The organism is Psychrobacter sp. TB20-MNA-CIBAN-0197 (assembly GCF_040309765.1).
In the GTDB taxonomy this organism is placed as follows: Bacteria; Pseudomonadota; Gammaproteobacteria; order Pseudomonadales; family Moraxellaceae; genus Psychrobacter; species Psychrobacter submarinus.
Window position 1 is genome coordinate 1 of sequence record NZ_JBEOPC010000007.1, and the last position, 18,657, is coordinate 18,657.

Here is an 18,657-nt window from a genome sequence, read left to right on the forward strand (position 1 = left end):
CTTACCATTTTTATCTGCAAATCGCCTAAAAAATAGTCTCTGTCAGTGCCATGGTCGAATGTTCAACACGCCCTAATTAAACTACTAATTTGCCAATGGCTTTTGTAGGCTGACGCAAATCACGATTATCCATCTGTAATTTAAAGCACGTTTACTTAGCTATTTTTTGCAACAACGCATAATAAAAGCCATCCCCGCCTGTGCTATCTATCGGCAAGCACTGACGGCCGATGTCCTGCTCAATGCCCCAATTGCTGTCATCGGTAAACTCGATAGCTGTCGCATCGTTATTTTTGCTTAAAAAATCCTGCATTTGTAGCGTGTTTTCTTGCTTCAATATCGAGCAAGTCACATAAAGTAAATAACCACCGACTTTGAGCTGTGGCCACAGATTATGCAAAATATCCGCCTGCAACGCAGCGGTTTGCTCGATGTCTTCTTCACTACGCAAAATACTGATATCAGGATGGCGACGGATGACCCCAGTCGCAGTGCACGGCGCGTCTAAAAGAATAGCGTCAAACACTGCTAACTTATCAAAGCCCTTTTCAGCCAATTGCCAACGCGTCGCATCCGCACAGACAATATCTAGATCGATACTATTATTGGCTTGCTCAAGTTTTAAGCGCTGCAAGTTATCGTGAATGCGCTCTATACGCGGTGCTTCATTATCAATAGCGACTAGCTTGATATTAGCATCGTCAGCCTTATCTTGTTTCACATGAAACAATGCTGACCCATCTTCACTATTTAATAGCTCAAGCCAGTGGGCCAGCTTACCACCGGGAGCGGCGCAAGCATCTAATAGCGTAAGCTTAGACACCGCCCTGTTCTCGCCTACACTCGCCTCAGTAGCTTCTTTATGCACAAGCGCTTGTTGGATAATAGGCGCGGCTAGCTGAGCGTATAGATCTTGAATACTCAAGCCGCCTTCAGCAAAACTAGGTAAACCGCTGACTGCTCTGCTCTGCTCTAAGCGCAGCGCTTGATGATCAATGACTGTGTTTACTCTATCCTTATTATCAGTAGCTTGTGATAGTGACAGACCTGTTTTCACCTCTACCCATTCAGCGCTGATATCGGCTTGCTGTAGCGTTTTTTGGTAGTCACTTACTGAAGCATCAACCGTATTTACTCGCAAGAACATCGGTGCAGGCTGGCGTAGACCTCGCATCAGCTCATCGTAATGCTCAGACCAATCTTGCTTAAGCTGATAGGCCAACCAGTTTGGCAGGCTGTGTTTTTTGTCGCACTTTTTACGGAACTTGCTCGGGTTCTTAGCGACTTTGCGCAAGATAGCATTGGTCAGGCCGCTTGCGTGCGCAAACTCAATCTCCTTAACCGATTCAACCGTTTCGTGGATAGCGGCATGATCAGCGACTTCTAGATACAGCAGCTGCGTCAGCCCCACTAGGATAGTCGTACGCACCTCGATCTCATCGATAGGATTATCCGCTAGGCTATCGAGCAGACGCTCAAGCGCAAACCACTGGCGCAAAGTGGTCAATAGTAGTGCATGGGCAAAGCCTTTATCGCCTTCGTACAAGCTGTTCAGTAGAGGGTCGAGTACGCTTGAGAGTGACTGACCGTTTTGGATGGCAAGCAAAGTACGAATGACACGTACGCGCACGCTACCGACCATTTTTAGATTACTTGAAGGTTTGGGAGTTTTACTATTGGGGTTAGACGCTGTTGACGGTTGTCTCATTAAGTTTTATTTCCTTGACGTTTGATTAGTAGCGTCATGTTTGGCTAGAGTTTGCCGATCTTTGTTATTGACTAGCTGTTATTACTGTTCAGCTGTTATCACTGATCAGGATTGGCGGTGAATCGATCGCCATCGTCTAATTGATTGCCATGGCAGACTTGCTCGGCGCTGACAGGCTTGCTACCGGCAAACTGTAGCTGAGTAATCGCTAGAGTCCCTGCTTGTGTTTGATCATCCTGTTTTCCACAAGCGACTAAGATAGCCTTGCGGCCAACACTAATGACAGTACCAGCAGGTTTATCTGTAGGCTGCGTCTCATTGACAGGCAAACTGGCTAGAATCTTGACTCGCTGACCCTGCAAAAAGGTATAAGTACCTGGCCAAGGATTTAACCCGCGTATCTGCCGCTCAATAGTCGCCGCCGACTGCGCCCAATCAATCTCACCTTCTGACTTGACTAATTTTTCGGCATAATTGGCCTCGGCATCATTTTGCTTGATGGCTTTGGCCTGATAACTCTCTAAGTCTTGCATGACGGTGATGATCGCCTGAGCGCCTAAGTCTGCCAGCTTGTCGTGTAAGCTTGCCGCGCTATCGTCTTCAGTAATCTCAGTGCTCACTTTATAGAGCATATCACCGGTATCAAGTCCCTTGTCCATCTGCATAATGGTAATGCCTGTCTCTTCATCCCCAGCGAGTAGCGCGCGATGAATGGGCGCAGCCCCGCGCCATCGTGGCAGTAATGACGCATGAATATTTAAGCAGCCTAAAGCCGGCGTCTTTAACACACCAATCGGTAAAATAAGTCCATAAGCGGCGACAATCATTACATCAGGCTGGTAGGTACGCAGGGTTTGCCGAGCGGCCATGCCCTCGGCGCTAGACTTCTTGAAAGTAGCAGGCTGCTCAACTACGATATCGTTATCTATAGCCACTTGCTTGACTGCCGAAGTACTGAGTTTTTGACCGCGTCCTGCTTTGCGATCGGGCTGAGTATAGACCGCAACAATCTCTATACCTAGCGACTCTTGCTGTGCAATAAGCGCCTGTAGGCTAGTCGCTGCAAATTCAGGGGTGCCAGCAAACACCACACGTCTTTTAGCTGTAGAGAGTGGTAAACCAGTATCAGCGTCATTCATCAATGTATCGTCAGTAGCAGTCATTCTTTTCCTTATAATTCTTATAGCTTTTGCCAGTACTAAGCCCTAACTATCGGCTACTGGTAAACATGATATTATAGTTTGTCATATTATAAGTGAGTTTGAGGGCTTGTGCCATGTCTGTTAGCAAGGGACTAAGCACCTTGAGCGTCATGCTGATGATTAAGATGAGGTTATCTACAAATTTCTTGCTATTATAATAGTGGTCTTAGCATAGCAAATAATAACCCTAAGGTTTTAACGCAAAAAACATGCTGCAAATTTGTAGCCCGCTCTAACTCTCAGACTCTAGTGATCACTGTATCCGCTTGCCTTTTTTTGCAAGCATAGGATTATAATCTTATGCAAAATTTTCAGTCTCTAAAACGCCTACTGCTCTTTTATACTTTGACCTTAGTGATCCTATTGTCTTCGTATTATGCAGCGCTTTATATGGAGCTTAGGCATCATAGCGAGAGACGTAGTCTGGATATTTTTAATAATTTGCAGTATGACGTGACTGAACATGCAGCGATAACCAATGACGATGTCGAAAACATACTAAAAAAGCCTTATTTCCAAGACATCAGTTATCAGCTGATTTTTATGCTGCCCTCAGGTCAGACATATATCTATAATCACACGCGCCCAAATGAGACTGCGCTTGTTGCTGTTAGTTTTCCAGCGACTACCTCCAATGCAAAAAACTTGTATCAACTAGACAACCAAACGCTCAGAGCGGATATTAGCCTTAAAGGAGGGTATCAGCTCTACCTTGTTTTGCGCCATCATATACCGGATGTCAACTGGACATCTTACCGCTATTGGCTACCGTTGATAGCCGCTCTTGTACTTTTTATAATAGCGCTACTTTATGTGCTTCGCCGTCAAGCGAACTGGCAGCAGCTGCTACTTTATACTGACACTCTAAGTGAGGATGCTAAGGAAGCCTATACCCCAGCACCTTTTCCATTAGAGAAGACTACCTCTGAATTTTTACGCTTAGGGCATGCGCTTAGCCGTATTAAGTATCAGCTGCATAATGACCATCGGCGCATCAACACCCTAAGACACCGCTTGGAGCGTTTGGTGGATGGCGCGCCGCTACCTATGCTGACGATCACCCGGCAAGGACAAATCAGTTTTTTTAACCCACGTTTTGAGCAGGTTTTTGCTACCGTTTTTCAAAGTGAAGTCAGTTATAGTTTAAGCGACTTTTTGACAGGTAGTGACAAAGCCACGCAGCAACTATTATTAGATCTTAGCGCTGAGCGCGTCACGCGTACACTACTGGTTTATGGTCTAGAGAACAACCAGCCTTATCAGCTGCATCTCTCTCCTTGGTTCGGCGCGCATGGTCAAGTTCGCGGATTTACGGCGCTGCTGAATAATGTTAATTCCTTTGTCAAGAAATGCGAAGATCTACGTCTAAAAAATCACACCCTTGAGAGTCAAGCCAAATCATCTACTGAGCTTAGATCTGTCATTGGCCATGAGCTACGTACACCGCTAAACGCTATTATTAGTACATTAGACATGGTAGACAAGGACAGTTTGACCACCGCGCAGCGCGAGACTTTAGCCATTCTCACTCAGTCTAGTCACTCTATGCTGACTATGCTGAATGATATGCTCGATATGGCCAAGATAGAGGCCGGAAAAGTAGATATCCTTAACGAATCTACTGATATCTTTAAGCTTGGACAGCAGGTTAGCGATTTGATGATAGGCAACAGCCGTCGTCGAGATATCGATATGTTGTACTATTTTGAGCCTCATTGTCCTCGCTATATCACGACCGATGGCCAGCGCCTATGCCAGATACTATTGAACCTTATGGACAATGCCGTTAAGTTTACCGATAGTGGCTATGTGGCACTCATTGTAGAAGCGGTAACAATGCAAGAAGTGGCTGAGCTTGACCCAGCCCCATTGAATAAGCTCAGCACCGCAAACGCTGCTATCAGCGCGCCAGACTCCGCGTCTAAAACGTCTACGTCTAACGCTTTGACTCATACTCAAGATAGTACTCGTGTTAGTAGTCGCGTTAGTAATCAGGATAGCGATTGTGGGTGGATTCGTTTTAGGGTTAAAGATACGGGCATCGGCATGACAGCGACGGAGCAGCAGCAATTATTCGCCTATTTTAATCAAGCCAATCCCCAGATCACAAAAACGTTTGGTGGTACCGGGCTAGGTTTGGCTATCTCAAAAAGCTTTGCGCAGCTGCTTGGTGGTTTCATTGCTGTTGAGAGCGCAGCGGCATGCGGCAGTACTTTTGATCTGTATATCCCTTGCCACGCGCCTATCTATCAGCCGGTCTATCATTTTCATCATAGCCTGCTTAGCATTCATCTAATCGCAGTTGTCGATCAAGCGCTACGCGAGACTTACTTGCAGCGTATCGGCGATTATTTGTCGATGACTATCAGTGTTTATAACGAATTAAATGCAGCAACGCTAGCTCATCTAGAGCAGGAGCTTACGCCCAGTGAGCCAAGCTTGACGCCTATACTCTTGTTAGATTATGAGTTTTATGAAGAATATAATGCTACGCGACGCTCCTCTTCAAAGACAATCGAGGATATACCTGGCGACGATCGCTCAGACACTGACCCTGATGATGCACTGCCTGATGCCTTATCTGAAGCATCGTCTGATACTAACAATGCCCTAGATGCAATCATTAATAATAGCACTGCAACAAAGATTCTGCTAAGTAGGAAGCCCGAGCGCGGCATACCTGCAGCGTTGCTAGAAAAGTTTGATGGCTTCTTAGACAAACCTATCAATATTACCTTAATGCTCTCTGAGCTGATACGCTTGTCTCAGTCTCAGTCTCAGTCTCAGTCAGCAGCGCCGCAAATATCAGATCTAGCGCCAATAGGATTACAAATAGAGAAAACAAATTCCGCCAGCGAAAATCTAGCAACTAAAGACCAACAAGCTAACGCTGAAAGGGTTAAACAAACACTTGCTGAAACGAAGGCTACTACCCCGCTGATACTAGTCGTAGAAGACAATCCAATCAATCAAAAAGTCACTTGCAAGCTTTTATCTAAGCTCAACTATCGCAGTGTGGTTGCAGAAAACGGTGAGCAGGCACTCGCTTTATTAAAGACGCATCGTCAAGAGGTTGCGCTTATTTTGATGGACTGCCGTATGCCGGTGATGGATGGATTAGAAGCGACGCAAGCTATCAGAGATGCAGGCGATGATATTGCTATTATCGCCTTAACTGCTAATGACAGCGCCGAGGATAGAGTGAACTGCCAACAAGTAGGCATGAACGAGTTTTTGACTAAGCCGGTGCAAAGAGACAAACTCCAAGACGTACTGCAACGATTTATTTCATAAAGCCATTATCTGCCAAAAAAGCCTCAGTGATATTCGTTTGCGGGTTAGAGATAGTATTCGCTGAGCGGTTGTCTTTGTTTATTAAGCGCTCTAGATAGCGTGCCACGATATCGACCTCGATGTTTACTTTATTCCCTAACAGCCAATGTTTGCCAATATTTGTCACTTGTGCGGTATGCGGAATGATGTTTAAACTGACGATATTATCGCGGACTAAATTAGTGGTTAAGCTAATACCATCTACCGTAATTGAGCCTTTGGTTGCCGTATAATGCGCCAGCTCCTTTGGAATCTCGATCTCAATGTAGATGGAGCGCGCGTCCTTTTCTACTTTACTAATGACGCCAACACCATCCACGTGCCCTGCGACAATATGACCACCGAACCGTGTTGTCGGCAGCATAGCCTTTTCTAGATTGACAATATGACCGGGTTTTAGGGACTCTAATGCGGTACGAGCGATAGTTTCACGTGAAACATCTACCGAATAATAATTACTGCCCATAGCGACTACTGTCAGACAAATGCCGTTCGAAGCTATAGAATCGCCTAATTTCACATCACTGAAGTCTAAGTCATCAGACTCTATAGTCAGGCGAATGTCACCACCTACAGGTTGCATAGATTTGACATGACCAACACTTTCGATAATTCCTGTAAACATATGACCCTCTTTCTCTATAAGATTATGACATTAAATAGAACTGACTTATTTATCCTTAATTGAGCAAATAATATCATTTTCAATGCTGGGGATAACAAGGCTAAGCTGTGGATAACTTAATAAGGTTATAGCTATTTTCACGTGAAACTAAGAATATTTAAGAAGTTATCCACAATAAAGGTGCTGTTTTCTAATTTACTTCTAATCGTTTTTAGTTATAGTCAACCAATTGATTTGGTTAGTATTTTTTTCAAAATAATGATCATTTTTTAATAAACAATGTTTCATATGAAACAAACTAGTATAAGTTATCCACACTTTACATCAGTTTCATGTGAAACAGTGAGGCTGGTAGTATTTATCCCCATCTTATTAAGGGGCTGCTATAAAGGTTGTAAAGTCAGCTTTAAGTCGCTGCCAACTAATTTAGACTCAGTATATTGAAAGCGTAGCTGCTGCGCCAAGGACAATGGGTTCACTTCAACCATAGCTCGTGCTTGCGACCCTAAGACACAAGGAGCTTGATAAACAACTAACTCATCGACCAATCGCTGATTAAGAAAACTACCAGCCACACTAGCCCCCGCTTCTACTAACACTTCGTAGCACTGATATTCGCTAACTAAATGCTTAAGCAGACTCAGTAGATCATCCTCGCGCCAATATAGCGTTTGTTGCTCCTGACATAACTCATAAGCGGAGTCAGCAGCATATATTAAGCGCTGACGCCTATCGAGCACGACAACTAAAGGCTGAGGAACTTGCCCGATATCAACTCCTAACTGCGATGAGCGCACATTGAGCTTTGGGTTATCGGCGATGATAGTTTGACTACCGGTAATGATGGCGCCGCTTCGCGCTCTAAGCCTTTGCACGTCTTCGCGAGCAGCAGCACCCGTTATCCATTTCGACTCTCCATCTGCCATCGCAGTACGGCCATCTAAGCTCGTCGCTATTTTTAGCCGGACATAAGGCAGTTGCGTGCGCATCGCTTTTAAGAATCCAAGGTTTAGCTGCTCTGCTTGCTCCTCTAATATGCCTATTGTGACCTCTATGCCTGCCTGCTCTAACAGTGATACTCCGCGTCCCGCCACTTGAGGATTGGGATCGAGACCGGCGATGACGACACGCTTGAGTCCGGCATTTATCAACGCAAGCGCACAAGGCGGCGTACGCCCGGTATGACTACAAGGCTCTAAAGTGACGTAAGCAGTTGCTGCTTTTGCCTGCGATCCTGCTGCTCTTAAGGCGAATACTTCGGCATGCGGCTCGCCAGCTTTTGGGTGAAAGCCTTGTCCAACAATCTCCCCTGACTGCACTATAACGCAGCCTACTGCAGGGTTAGGCCTAGTGGTGTACAGTCCTTGTTTAGCCTGTTCAATAGCCAACATCATAAAGTAGTTATCTTGGGCATGCTGCGCATGATCGGATATAGACATAATAAAAGCTTAGTGTGATTGGAGTAGGTAAAGGTATTGGCAAGCTTGTTGATAAGTTTGTTAATAAATAATGACGCTGTTAAACCTATAAAAGTGTTTCACGTGAATAAAGCACATGAAGCTGATGGTAAAGCCAGTCACAGAATAGCAGCTAACTAATCGTTTTTATCAGCAGGACGTATATTAGCCAGTTCTTGCTGAAAAGCATCGATGTCTTGAAAATCACGATAGACACTAGCGAAACGCACATAAGCGACGTCGTCTAAGACTTTTAGCTCACTCATGATAATTTCGCCCAACACTTTACTACTGATTTCACGCTCACCCATCTGTCTGACGCGCTTTTCGATACGGCTAATCATCGCCTCTTGCTCATCAGTGGTAATCGGACGCTTCTGCAGTGGCAATAAAATAGAGCGACGTAGTTTTTCATTGTCATAGGGCTCTATTTTGCCACTAGATTTGATAATACGCGGCATCACCACTTCTACCATCTCAAAGGTAGTAAACCGCTCTTGACAGCTACTACAGAGCCTACGGCGACGCACCTGCGCCCCTTCTGCAGCTAAGCGTGAGTCCATCACCTTGGTCTCTGAAGCGTTACAATAAGGGCAATGCATAATTTATCCTCTCCAATTCTAGCCATTATATTTGCTTGAAAGCTACAGCGGCTTCACACAAAAGAGTATGATTATAATGGTGTGCTACTGGTATGGTTGTTACGTTAACTTATCTGCCCATGCGGATTTATTTACCAATACAAAAGCTGCCGAATATCTTACCCAAAAGATCATCGGCGCTAAACTCACCGGTGATCTCACCTAAGCTGCCTTGTGCTTGTCGTAGGCTCTCAGCCACTAACTCTCCTGCCTTAAATACTATTAGTTGCTCATGAGCTTCTGATAAATAGCTAGCAGTACGTCTTAAAGCGTCTAGATGCCGAGTACGGGCGATAAGACTATTCTCAGGTGGATGAAAGCCCACTTTAGCACATAACGCGTCTACTAAGTCTTCGATACCCGCACCTGTTTCACATGAAACATTGATCTGCTCATAGCCTTTATCCTGCATCTTAATTTGTGCAGCTGTTAATAGACTATCGCTGCTAGACGTCGCTAATAAGTCGCTTTTATTAGCAATAATCAACAGACGCTTAGCTTCTGGTAACTCGCCGAACAGTTGCTCTGCAAGTTGTAATGGAGTGCTCTCGCCTTCAATATCACGAGTCACATCATAGACCAGTAGCAAAATATCAGCTTGCATGATAGCCGTACGGGCACGCTCAATACCGATACGCTCGACCGTATCTTCAGTGTCACGTAGACCAGCAGTATCAGTCAAATGCAAGGTTAAGCCATTAAGTACTACAGTCTCACTTAGCGTGTCACGCGTAGTGCCTGCGACTTCGGTGACGATAGCGCGCTCTTGACCAGCAAGGCGATTGAGCAGGCTTGATTTACCGGCATTGGGTCTGCCCGCTAACACTACGTGAATACCATCTCGCAGCATTTGGCCTTGCTTAGCGGTCGCTAGTACTTGCTGTATTTGAGCTTGGGTTTGTTCAAGCTTGTCTTGGATTACCCCGTCAGATAAGAAATCAACGTCCTCTTCATCAGGAAAGTCTATCGCCGCCTCGACGTGTAGACGCAGGTGAATAAGCTGCTCTAATAGCTGATTGATTTTATCTGAAAACTCACCACTCAATGAGCGAATAGCGCTGCTTGCAGCGGCAGCACTAGTAGCATCGATAGCGTCAGCGATGGCTTCAGCTTGCACCAAATCTAGCTTATCATTATCAAAAGCGCGGTAAGAGAATTCTCCTGCCGTCGCCTGCTTAGCGCCTAGCTCAAACACTCGAGCTAATAGCAAGTTCTGTAGTATTACCCCGCCATGGCCTTGAAGCTCAATGACATCTTCGCCCGTAAATGAGTGCGGAGCTTTAAAATATAAGACCAAGCCTTCATCAATGATAGTACCGTCAGCCTGATAAAAGCGGCAAAAACTCGCTAGACGCGGTGTAAAACTACTTTTACCGGTTAATTGACAAGCGATGTCATAAGCTTTTGCTCCAGATAGACGAATAATACCGACACCGCCGCGCCCTAATGGCGTAGCGATAGCCGCAATCGTAGTCAACCCTGCTTGAGCTTTTACTGGCATTTGCATAGCATTTACAACCACTCTCAATAACCAAAACCTCTATTATAGACGCCTTATCTAATACTGACAAAGTAAAGTTGAAATAGGCCGTCTCGGTACTCTCGCTTTGCTTAGTAAACAATCATAATAAACTCAGCTATAAAAAAACCACCGCCTAAGCGATGGTTTTAGATGACTACATCATCAGAACTTAATTAACTTAGCACCTTAACGGTACGACGTTTTTGTTCTTCTTCCACTTTCTTATTGACGATATATTGCTGCGTCATACTAAACAAGTTGTTCACTGTCCAGTACAGTACTAGACCCGCTGGGAAGAACAACATAAAGGCGGTAAAGATAATGGGTAAAAACTTCATCACCTTAGCTTGCATTGGATCAGCAGGCTGCGGATTTAACTGCTGCTGGATGTACATCGAGACGCCCATTAATAACGGTAAGATGAACCAAGGATCCATTGCAGATAAATCTTGAATCCATAGAATCCACGGCGCGTGACGCAGCTCAACACTCTCAACCAGTACCCAATATAGCGCTAAGAAGATAGGCATTTGCATCAAAATCGGCAGGCAACCCGCCATCGGATTGACTTTCTCTTCCTTATAAATACTCATCATCTCTTGCGACATCTTCATTCGATCGTCGCCATGCTCTTCTTTTAGAGCCGCTAAGCGCGGTGCCAACGAGCGCATTTTCGCCATTGAATAGTAGCTCTTATTAGAGAACCACATCAGCGATATCTTCACTAAGATAGTCAGTACAATAATAGACCAACCCCAGTTGCCTAATACTTTATGAATACCATCAAGAATAGCAAAAAGTATCTTCGATATCGGCCACAATAAACCATAATCGACAGTTTGATTCAGACCGACAGCAACTTCTTTGAGCTCAGACTGTACTTTCGGACCGGCATATAAAGTGGCGTCTAAAGTTAGCTGCTTATTTGCAGCAATATTGACAGGCTGACTATTAAAACCGATGAAATAGTCGTTACCTGTCTCGCGGCTGAAGAATTGACCGGTGAAGTTATCCGGTGTCCAAGCCGATACAAAGTAATGCTGGACGATACCAACCCAGCCCTCATCACTAGCAACATTGAGCTCATCATTACTAAACTTGTTGAACTTAAGCTTATTGTACGGATCATCCGGCGTACCCCAAGCACCGCCTAGATAAGTCGCCATACTCAGCGCGCCTTTATCAGACATTCCGGGATCTTTGCTATCATCACGTTTGAGCTGAGCAAACATCTGCCCTTGCCACGGCTGCTCTGATCTGTTTTGAATCTGATAGCTAACATCGATGGGATATTTGCCATGAGTGAAAGTATACGTTTTCGTTACCGTGACGCCATCTTGTTGATAAGTTAACGGTACTGATAAGGTCTGTTGCCCCTCTTTCATCGTATAGCTATCAGCTGCAGAACGATAACTGGCTCGGCCATCAGCAGTATCGATACCGTTTGGACCGATTAAGCCTGACTGAGCAACATAGACACGATTACTATTATTCTCTAGTAACACAAAAGGCTCATCGCTATCGAGCGTCGCATCGTATTGCTTTAGTGCAGCATAAACAATGTCGCCGCCTTCAGGATTGATCTTGAGATCATAACGATCGGTGGTCACAGAGATAAGATTGGTGTCTTGCGCCGGAGTAGTGGTCGCAAGACCATTGTCAACCGGTATCGTCTGTGCCGGAATGTCACCTGCAGCGCCAGTGGTAGAGGGAATATCACCTCCTACTGTAGTCGCCGCGTTCGGCGTCGTTTCTACAGCTGGCGCATCAGCATAATCATCTCGCCATGCCAAAATCAGCAGATAAGCGGTAATTAGCATCGCAATGATGATCATTACCCGTAATATCTTTTGCATAAACCTGTCCTAGATTAAATATTAGGGAACTAAAATTAAAGCACGCATCACGATTACTCACTAAATCGTGAATCGTGATGCTAGCAATAGCAGTGTTAGCAATCATTAACATAAAATGTGCATTATTTTACTAAAAATTGAGCCTAAATGATACCAAGAGTGTGGATAGGCTGGGGATAACTGAGCATAACTGGGAGTAACTTGGATAAATTGTGGATAACTATCGAGATATGAGTATCTCTGGGATAAGCTGTGGATAACTATAACAAGTTATTGAGATGAAAAGTTATCCATATCTAAGACTTTTTTAGCGCATAAGGTAGTTTAGCCGTGCGACATAGCTACTGTTATCGCGATAGACGCTACTAGTTAGTCGACGACTAGCGTCATTTAACTCATTTTTCTCATCTGTTCCTGTCACAGCTGAATATAGAGGCATGTAGTGATAGCTAGCTAAGGGAATAGGAACAAAATCAATGCCATGCCCACCCCAAGGCTGACAGCGGCCAAGGCGTTTTAGTAACAGCCAACCTCCTTTCCAAACGCCATGCCAAGCGAGCGCCTGCTTGCCATAATTCGAACAAGTAGGGTAATAGCGGCAGCGTGCTGGTATCATCGGACTTATTATTTTTTGATAGATATTAATAAAATTGAATAAAATAAAATAAAAAACCCTATTAACTAAAATCTTTAAATAAATCATTTTATTTTTTTTCGATTTTTTTAAATATATTATTTATCTCTTTTATCAACTCTTTATTTTCTAATCCTTTTATAGATTTTTTAACGATGAAAACGATATCTTTATTTTCTAGGTTATCCGCTTGCTTACGAAAACTTTCTCGAATTAAACGTTTGACTAGATTACGACTCACCGCAGTAGGTACTTTACGCTTAGTAATCGCCATCCCAACCCGAGGCTGCTCAAGAGTGTTGCTGCGTACAAAAGCCATAAGATGACTTTGATGGAGTTTACGCTCAGGAGCATCGAACACCTCACGAAAAGCCGCTGGAGTGAGTAGGCGCTGCTCTTTAGTAAAGCAGAAGGTCTCGGTAGCTAAAATAGGGTTGGACATAGTAAGGCCTAAAATGAGAGCTCTACGATAGTTATGAAATGAGCAACTACCGCAGCGTTTGATGAGGGTCTTAAGTATAAATTAGATACGAAATATAGAGACAAAAAAAGCGCCAATATAGGCGCTTTTAATAGATGGCTATCTCTCAGTTATAGTTATCTGCTGAGATTATCTGCCAATTACACAGTAAGACGATGACGTCCTTTAGCGCGGCGACGTGCCAATACTTGACGGCCTTTTTTCGTTGCCATACGTGCACGGAAACCGTGAGTACGTTTACGCTTGATCACGCTGGGTTGGAATGTACGTTTCATAACTCACCTATCAAAATAATGGACTAAATTCAAAATAATGCAGGATTATACCATTGTCACAAATTCAGGTCAACGAACTAATGCATTGTTTTCCTAGCGCTTTTGATCGTTACACTGTTGATAGATTCCAATAGAGCTCAAAGCGCTCTTTTAGTGTCGTTAAAGACGTTAACAAAAGAGACTTTGCTAGTTATCTGCGTCGTTCTAGTCGTTATTATTACAGTTACTTTTGTCACTGTTTTAAAAAGTTATCCACAGATTTCAGCGTTCTCTATAATAATTAACTATTAATATATATAAGTATTGTTGTTATTGGGAGCCGGTTTTTCTGAGGATAACTCTACTATAATGTTATTTATCAAAACGATAGGCTATGGGTAACCCTGTGGATAAGCTGTGGGTGAAATGTGGGTAAGTTAAGGTTGTGAGTTATCCCCAAAACTGTCCACAGAGTTATCCCCAAAATATGGGATGTTATCCACAGGCCGTTTATGGTAAATTAGCCGTCTTAGGCTACCGAGGTTTCTAGCAAGAGATCTATTTAAATTGTTATTACTAAGCTTGCAGATATCAGTCCTTATCAAGAAGTGGTAGCTAGGATTTTTGGCTGTGAATACTGCTATTATTTTAAATATAAGCGCTAAGGTACTTGTTGAGTACAAGCTAATGAGGTTGGTTTTTTATGATAGACACGGCGACACTTTGGGATAAATGCTTGGACGATTTACGTTATCATGTCAAAGATAACGTCTTTACGATGTGGTTAAGACCTTTGTCTGCGCATGAGGAAGCGCAAACCCTTGTTATTAGAGCGCCTAACGATTATTTTGTTTCTTATATCAAAAAAAACCACTTAGAAGACATTCGTCAACTGGTCGCTAAACACAGTCAAGGTAGTATTATTGACGTGGTAGTCCGTGTCGATAATGCCAACCAGAGCACTCAAGTCGAAGATCAGAACCAGGCACAAGGCGCTACAGATATCAACTCTAGCGAACATGCCAACTCTCAAGATACTTCGTTTAATAACGACCCTCATCTCCCCTCCCCTACCCCAGCGTCATCAAAAAATAATACTAGTAACTTTGGTTCTGACCCTAAAGTAGATGCTGGAAATAACCAACAATATGCAGCGTCCAATGACTCTGCTGATGCAAAGTCTCTTAGCTATCTAAACCCTGAATTCACCTTTGAAACCTTTGTCACCGGCAAGTCGAATAACCTCGCCTACAAGGCTTGCTACGAGCTGAGCAAGCGTCAATCAAAAAATAGGCATAATCCTTTATTCATATATGGCCCTTCAGGTCTGGGAAAAACACATTTAATGCATTCTGTTGCTCAGCGCTATGTGAAAAATAATAGAAGTTTTTATTATTTCACTTCTGAGAAGTTTATTAATCAATTAGTATATTCTTTAAGAAATAATAAAATAGAAGATTTTAAAAAGAAAATAAAAAAAGTGGATTTATTAATTGTTGATGATATTCATGTATTAGCTGGAAAGACAAAAAGTAGTAATGAGTTTTTGACATTATTTGCAGATTTCACTAGTGGCGATAAACAGCTTATTCTGGCCTCGGATCGTCATCCGTCACAAATGACTGAATTTGATGAACGCTTTCGCTCGAGGTTCTCTTGGGGACTGACAGTCGCTGTCGAGCCTCCTGAGATTGATACTCGCGTACAAATATTGCAAAGAAAAGCTGCTTCTTTTGGGATGATACTACCCAAAGAATGCGCTTTGTTTATCGCACAGAATGTAGTCTCTAATGTGAGAAGGTTGGAAGGCGCACTCAATCAGGTATTTGCCAACTCTAATTTGACTGGAGCTCCAGTGACGCTTGAGATGGTACAGTATGCGCTCAAAGATATCGTGGCTATGCGCGTACAAGCGGTCAATATGGATAATATCCGCAAAGTAGTCGCTGAATACTACGATATCAGCGTCAAAGATCTAATGGGCCGCAAACGTACTCGTAGTATCGCCAGACCACGGCAAATAGCGATGGCCCTGTCTCGGGAGTTGACAGGTGATAGTTACCCAGATATAGGTCAGTCTTTTGGTGGCCGCGATCATACAACGGTTATGCATGGCTGCGAAAAAGTAGCGCAGTTACGCGCTGAGGATCCTACGGTAGACAAAGACTACAAGGCGCTAGCGCTGATGCTACAAGCCGGATAACGTGAATGAGTTAGATAACACAATAAGCAGGAACAGGCAAAACAGTAGCGCGGTATTTTAGCGACTAAATATAGTTTATAATGAGTACTATTTAATCACTTAAACTTAAGGTCATTCTAAGGATAGATGTCTTAGCGATATCACTTTGAGCCTAAACTCCTAAAAAACAGATTTTCTAAAATAAGAGTACCTAGCATGCAATTATCGATTAATCGTGAGTCGTTATTAAAAGCTATTAACTTAATCGCTAAGGCCGCTGATAAGCGCCATAATATGGTGATTTTGGGTAATATAAAACTGCAACTCTCTGAGTCTGAGCTGATACTGACCGCTTCGGATCTAGAAGTTGAGCTGACTTCCAAACTTAAGCTGCCTGCTGGTGCTTGTATTGAAGCGGGTACAACGACTTTGCCAGCGATAAAGCTAAAAGATATCTGCAAATCGTTACCCGCACAAGCGCAGATTAATCTGACGACGCAAGAAAACGAGCGCTGCTTACTCACGAGTGGTAAAAGCCGCTTTACTTTAGGCACTCTACCAAGCGAGGACTATCCGAGCTTAGGGAATCCTGAGAATATCACTGCCTTGACGATTAGCCGTAGCCGACTGATAGATCTTATTCATAAGACTCAGTTTGCGATGGCGATTCAGGATGTTCGCTACTATTTGACTGGTATGCTTTTTGATGTGTCGCAGCAGCAGCTAACCACCGTAGCGACTGATGGTCACCGGTTAGCGCTAGCGCGTAGTGTGATCGATATCGATAGCGATTTGAATATGCAGGCGATTTTGCCGCGTAAGGCAGTGATTGAGCTTGAGCGCTTGGCTACTGAGCTGGGTAAGATGCTAGGAGATAAGGACAATAATGTTACCTTAAGTTTCGGTCGTGAGTTTTTGCAAGTTAGTCTACCGTTCGGTGAGGTTGATAGCACCGGACAAGTCAGCACGGACTTGATGGTCACTTTTACCGCGCGTCTGATTGATGGTAAGTTTCCTGACTATCGCCGAGTTATGCCTAGTAACACTGATAAGTTGGCTTTGTTTAGTAAAGAAAAGATGACTGATGTGCTGCGCCGAGTGGCGATTTTGAGTAATGAGAAGTCACGCGGAGTAGTATTTAACTTTGCTAGCGATGGTATGGTTGAGATACGAGCTAACAATGCCGAACAAGACGAAGCGGTGGAGATGGTACAAGCTAAGTATCAAGGCGAGCCTATGGAGCTGTCTTTTAACGCCGCTTACTTGCAAGATGTGCTCGGCGTGGTACAAGGCGATGTACAGATGCATATGAGCCAATCTAACGCCTCGGTGCTAGTCAACCAGCTAGGCGATGAGTTCCATCAATACGTTATTATGCCGATGCGTATCTAAGCTTGATAAGGTTTTCGTAATCATTATGATTGAACGTTTACAAGCGACAGACTTACGTAACCTTCAACAAGTCAAACTGCAAGCAGCAGCATGTAATGTCATCATCGGAGAAAACGGTAGTGGCAAAACGTCGCTGTTAGAGGCGATATTCTTATTGTCACGCGGTAAGAGCTTTCGTCATAGTCAGCCTAAACGCTATGTTCAGCACCATAGGCCATCGGCCATTGTCCATGCTGTCTTAACCGACGGCGCTAGTTTAGCGATTCAAAAGCAGACTGACGCTACTACCGTCCTGCGCCTCAATCAAAATACCGTTTATAACCAAAGTATCCTCACCGAACAACTACCTACATTACTGATAGACCCCTCATCGATGGACATGCTCGAGCAGGGCAGTGCGAGTCGTCGTCAGCTACTCGATTGGTTAGTGTTTCACATGAAACAAAGTTTTCATCCCCAGTGGATAGCTTATCAGCGCTTATTAAAACAGCGTAACAGTTTACTTAAGCAAAGTAGAAGTCTAACCCAAGTGCAATTAGCAGAAATTAAGTCCTGGAATAAAGCTCTAGCTAACCATGCGGCACTTATTCATCATTATCGTGAGCAAGTATTTCTAGCTTGGCAGCCTTATTTTGAGAAAAGCATTGCGCAGCTGCTACCGTCTTATGCTCAGCAAATCAGTCTAAGCTACCATGCAGGCTACGATGTCGCGATACCACTAGATTTACAGTTAGACGAGCGTCTTGCCCAAGATCTACAGCTTGGCTATACTCGTATCGGTAGCCACCGTGCCGATATTCATGTGCATTGGCGCTCCCAGAGTGAGATGGGTGTAAAAGATGAGAAGTCTAAATCAGTAACGGAGTATCAGACGAGCACAACTGAGCTGTCCGCGTCAAAAGAGCAAAAGCTACCTACGTTAAAAGAGCAAGCTGCGAACGTCTTATCTCGCGGCGAAAAGAAGCTACTTATTACCGCATTACGCCTGTCGCAATTACCACTATTGCTCAACGATGACTCTGCTGAACAATCGGCCAGTCAAAACCTGCAAACTGATAACCAAGCCATAACTACACCAGTTGTACTATTAGATGATATCACCGCTGAACTAGACGATAGAGCGATAGATATTTTATTATCCACTTTGGCTAAGCTGCCTTGTCAGGTGTTTATGACTAGCTTGACGGCGGATGTGTTACCGATAGTCAATCAATATTGGTCGTCTCCCAATATGTTTCACATGAAACAAGGTGAGTTAACACCTTTTGAATAACTTATAGGTTTCATTAACTACAGATCTAATTGAGCTTTACTCATTTAATCTGTTTATTGTCTTGTTTTTATAACTATACAGCCTGCTAGTAACTACT

The 18,657-nt window shown here is 43.8% G+C and carries 14 protein-coding genes; 4 read left to right on the forward strand and 10 right to left on the reverse strand.

Annotation, left to right across the window (positions count from 1 at the left end):
- Positions 1-151 precede the first annotated feature (151 nt).
- Positions 152-1,708 carry a transcription antitermination factor NusB gene (locus AAEY83_RS03310; protein WP_025645302.1) on the reverse strand — a complete coding sequence of 519 codons (1,557 nt, stop codon included), beginning with the start codon at positions 1,706-1,708 and terminating at the stop codon, positions 152-154.
- A 98-nt stretch (positions 1,709-1,806) separates the two neighbouring features.
- Positions 1,807-2,847 carry a methionyl-tRNA formyltransferase gene (gene fmt / locus AAEY83_RS03315; protein ID WP_037059049.1) on the reverse strand — a complete coding sequence of 347 codons (1,041 nt, stop codon included), beginning with the start codon at positions 2,845-2,847 and terminating at the stop codon, positions 1,807-1,809.
- 363 nt (positions 2,848-3,210) lie between these two features.
- Between fmt and AAEY83_RS03320 the strand changes: the two genes are divergently transcribed.
- On the forward strand, positions 3,211-6,204 hold the full coding sequence (locus AAEY83_RS03320) for a response regulator (protein WP_025645306.1): 2,994 nt from the start codon (positions 3,211-3,213) through the stop codon (positions 6,202-6,204).
- Here the strand turns inward: AAEY83_RS03320 and AAEY83_RS03325 are convergent.
- From AAEY83_RS03325 to rpmH, 8 genes are all read right to left on the reverse strand, one after another.
- Positions 6,194-6,868: a riboflavin synthase gene (locus AAEY83_RS03325; RefSeq protein ID WP_025645308.1), complete on the reverse strand. Its 675-nt coding sequence runs from the start codon at positions 6,866-6,868 to the stop codon at positions 6,194-6,196. The genes AAEY83_RS03320 and AAEY83_RS03325 overlap by 11 nt on opposite strands.
- 383 nt (positions 6,869-7,251) lie before the next feature.
- The gene (ribD, locus tag AAEY83_RS03330) at positions 7,252-8,301 is read right to left on the reverse strand and encodes a bifunctional diaminohydroxyphosphoribosylaminopyrimidine deaminase/5-amino-6-(5-phosphoribosylamino)uracil reductase RibD (RefSeq protein ID WP_025645310.1); all 1,050 of its coding nucleotides are present in this window, start codon (positions 8,299-8,301) and stop codon (positions 7,252-7,254) included.
- Positions 8,302-8,462: 161 nt separating this feature from the next.
- Positions 8,463-8,927 carry a transcriptional regulator NrdR gene (gene nrdR, locus AAEY83_RS03335; protein WP_025645312.1) on the reverse strand — a complete coding sequence of 155 codons (465 nt, stop codon included), beginning with the start codon at positions 8,925-8,927 and terminating at the stop codon, positions 8,463-8,465.
- A gap of 127 nt (positions 8,928-9,054) precedes the next feature.
- Positions 9,055-10,467 (reverse strand): tRNA uridine-5-carboxymethylaminomethyl(34) synthesis GTPase MnmE, encoded by a 1,413-nt coding sequence (mnmE, locus tag AAEY83_RS03340; RefSeq protein WP_025645314.1) that lies wholly within the window; start codon positions 10,465-10,467, stop codon positions 9,055-9,057.
- A 194-nt stretch (positions 10,468-10,661) separates the two neighbouring features.
- Positions 10,662-12,344 (reverse strand): membrane protein insertase YidC, encoded by a 1,683-nt coding sequence (yidC, locus tag AAEY83_RS03345; protein ID WP_025645316.1) that lies wholly within the window; start codon positions 12,342-12,344, stop codon positions 10,662-10,664.
- A gap of 307 nt (positions 12,345-12,651) precedes the next feature.
- On the reverse strand, positions 12,652-13,047 hold the full coding sequence (yidD, locus tag AAEY83_RS03350; protein ID WP_025645318.1) for a membrane protein insertion efficiency factor YidD: 396 nt from the start codon (positions 13,045-13,047) through the stop codon (positions 12,652-12,654).
- Position 13,048: 1 nt separating this feature from the next.
- Positions 13,049-13,420: a ribonuclease P protein component gene (rnpA, locus tag AAEY83_RS03355; RefSeq protein ID WP_025645320.1), complete on the reverse strand. Its 372-nt coding sequence runs from the start codon at positions 13,418-13,420 to the stop codon at positions 13,049-13,051.
- Between the two features lie 179 nt (positions 13,421-13,599).
- Positions 13,600-13,734 (reverse strand): 50S ribosomal protein L34, encoded by a 135-nt coding sequence (gene rpmH, locus AAEY83_RS03360; RefSeq protein ID WP_007394757.1) that lies wholly within the window; start codon positions 13,732-13,734, stop codon positions 13,600-13,602.
- Between the two features lie 682 nt (positions 13,735-14,416).
- Between rpmH and dnaA the strand changes: the two genes are divergently transcribed.
- From dnaA to recF, 3 genes are all read left to right on the forward strand, one after another.
- A complete protein-coding gene (dnaA, locus tag AAEY83_RS03365; protein WP_025645322.1) occupies positions 14,417-15,916 on the forward strand; it encodes a chromosomal replication initiator protein DnaA in 1,500 nt (499 codons plus the stop codon).
- A gap of 195 nt (positions 15,917-16,111) precedes the next feature.
- Positions 16,112-17,287, forward strand: a complete 1,176-nt coding sequence (gene dnaN / locus AAEY83_RS03370; RefSeq protein ID WP_025645323.1) for a DNA polymerase III subunit beta — start codon at positions 16,112-16,114, stop codon at positions 17,285-17,287.
- A gap of 25 nt (positions 17,288-17,312) precedes the next feature.
- Positions 17,313-18,560: a DNA replication/repair protein RecF gene (recF, locus tag AAEY83_RS03375; protein WP_025645325.1), complete on the forward strand. Its 1,248-nt coding sequence runs from the start codon at positions 17,313-17,315 to the stop codon at positions 18,558-18,560.
- Positions 18,561-18,657 lie beyond the last annotated feature (97 nt).

Bases quoted from the DNA above. Each gene is read 5' to 3' on its own strand.
- yidD (WP_025645318.1), bottom strand. From the start codon at position 13,047: ATGATTTATTTAAAGATTTTAGTTAATAGGGTTTTTTATTTTATTTTA.
- AAEY83_RS03325 (WP_025645308.1), bottom strand. From the start codon at position 6,868: ATGTTTACAGGAATTATCGAAAGTGTTGGTCATGTCAAATCTATGCAA.
- dnaN (WP_025645323.1), top strand. From the start codon at position 16,112: ATGCAATTATCGATTAATCGTGAGTCGTTATTAAAAGCTATTAACTTA.
- dnaA (WP_025645322.1), top strand. From the start codon at position 14,417: ATGATAGACACGGCGACACTTTGGGATAAATGCTTGGACGATTTACGT.
- nrdR (WP_025645312.1), bottom strand. From the start codon at position 8,927: ATGCATTGCCCTTATTGTAACGCTTCAGAGACCAAGGTGATGGACTCA.
- AAEY83_RS03310 (WP_025645302.1), bottom strand. From the start codon at position 1,708: ATGAGACAACCGTCAACAGCGTCTAACCCCAATAGTAAAACTCCCAAA.
- AAEY83_RS03320 (WP_025645306.1), top strand. From the start codon at position 3,211: ATGCAAAATTTTCAGTCTCTAAAACGCCTACTGCTCTTTTATACTTTG.
- rpmH (WP_007394757.1), bottom strand. From the start codon at position 13,734: ATGAAACGTACATTCCAACCCAGCGTGATCAAGCGTAAACGTACTCAC.
- yidC (WP_025645316.1), bottom strand. From the start codon at position 12,344: ATGCAAAAGATATTACGGGTAATGATCATCATTGCGATGCTAATTACC.
- fmt (WP_037059049.1), bottom strand. From the start codon at position 2,847: ATGAATGACGCTGATACTGGTTTACCACTCTCTACAGCTAAAAGACGT.
- mnmE (WP_025645314.1), bottom strand. From the start codon at position 10,467: ATGCCAGTAAAAGCTCAAGCAGGGTTGACTACGATTGCGGCTATCGCT.
- rnpA (WP_025645320.1), bottom strand. From the start codon at position 13,420: ATGTCCAACCCTATTTTAGCTACCGAGACCTTCTGCTTTACTAAAGAG.
- recF (WP_025645325.1), top strand. From the start codon at position 17,313: ATGATTGAACGTTTACAAGCGACAGACTTACGTAACCTTCAACAAGTC.